1 rRNA gene is annotated in these 1,862 nt (G+C 53.0%); it reads right to left on the bottom strand.

Features of this window, described 5'->3' with window-relative positions:
* A 23S ribosomal RNA gene (locus tag AC2AXP_RS22625) occupies nucleotides 1–1,862 on the bottom strand; the annotation flags it as partial.

Raw genomic sequence — 1,862 nt, 5'->3', positions numbered from 1 at the left:
GGGGCCGAGTTAGAACATCAAACATTAAAGGGTGGTATTTCAAGGTTGGCTCCACGCAGACTGGCGTCCACGCTTCAAAGCCTCCCACCTATCCTACACATCAAGGCTCAATGTTCAGTGTCAAGCTATAGTAAAGGTTCACGGGGTCTTTCCGTCTTGCCGCGGGTACACTGCATCTTCACAGCGAGTTCAATTTCACTGAGTCTCGGGTGGAGACAGCCTGGCCATCATTACGCCATTCGTGCAGGTCGGAACTTACCCGACAAGGAATTTCGCTACCTTAGGACCGTTATAGTTACGGCCGCCGTTTACCGGGGCTTCGATCAAGAGCTTCGCCTTGCGGCTGACCCCATCAATTAACCTTCCGGCACCGGGCAGGCGTCACACCGTATACGTCCACTTTCGTGTTTGCACAGTGCTGTGTTTTTATTAAACAGTTGCAGCCAGCTGGTATCTGCGACTGGCTTCAGCTCCATCCGCAAGGGACTTCACCTACGCGCCAGCGTGCCTTCTCCCGAAGTTACGGCACCATTTTGCCTAGTTCCTTCACCCGAGTTCTCTCAAGCGCCTTGGTATTCTCTACCTGACCACCTGTGTCGGTTTGGGGTACGATTTCGTGTTACCTGATGCTTAGAGGCTTTTCCTGGAAGCTTGGCATCAACTACTTCTGCACCGTAGTGCATCGTCATCACGCCTCAGAGTTAACGGCGTTCCGGATTTACCAGGAACACCCTCCTACACGCTTAAACCGGGACAACCGTCGCCCGGCTAGCCTAGCCTTCTCCGTCCCCCCTTCGCAGTAACACCAAGTACAGGAATATTAACCTGTTTCCCATCGACTACGCTTTTCAGCCTCGCCTTAGGGGTCGACTCACCCTGCCCCGATTAACGTTGGACAGGAACCCTTGGTCTTCCGGCGAGCGGGCTTTTCACCCGCTTTATCGTTACTTATGTCAGCATTCGCACTTCTGATACCTCCAGCATACCTCACAGTACACCTTCACAGGCTTACAGAACGCTCCCCTACCCAACAACGCCTAAGCGTCGCTGCCGCAGCTTCGGTGCATGGTTTAGCCCCGTTACATCTTCCGCGCAGGCCGACTCGACCAGTGAGCTATTACGCTTTCTTTAAATGATGGCTGCTTCTAAGCCAACATCCTGGCTGTCTGTGCCTTCCCACATCGTTTCCCACTTAACCATGACTTTGGGACCTTAGCTGGCGGTCTGGGTTGTTTCCCTCTTCACGACGGACGTTAGCACCCGCCGTGTGTCTCCCGTGATAACATTCTTCGGTATTCGGAGTTTGCATCGGTTTGGTAAGCCGGGATGGCCCCCTAGCCGAAACAGTGCTCTACCCCCGAAGATGAGTTCACGAGGCGCTACCTAAATAGCTTTCGGGGAGAACCAGCTATCTCCCGGTTTGATTGGCCTTTCACCCCCAGCCACAAGTCATCCGCTAATTTTTCAACATTAGTCGGTTCGGTCCTCCAGTTAGTGTTACCCAACCTTCAACCTGCCCATGGCTAGATCACCGGGTTTCGGGTCTATACCTTGCAACTAGACGCCCAGTTAAGACTCGGTTTCCCTACGGCTCCCCTATTCGGTTAACCTTGCTACAAAATATAAGTCGCTGACCCATTATACAAAAGGTACGCAGTCACACCACGAAGGTGCTCCCACTGCTTGTACGTACACGGTTTCAGGTTCTATTTCACTCCCCTCGCCGGGGTTCTTTTCGCCTTTCCCTCACGGTACTGGTTCACTATCGGTCAGTCAGGAGTATTTAGCCTTGGAGGATGGTCCCCCCATATTCAGACAGGATGTCACGTGTCCCGCCCTACTCATCGAACTCACAATTAATG

The sequence above is a fragment of the Serratia sp. Sp408 genome, from assembly GCF_057180665.1.
This window is presented reverse-complemented; position numbering and strand designations above follow the sequence as displayed.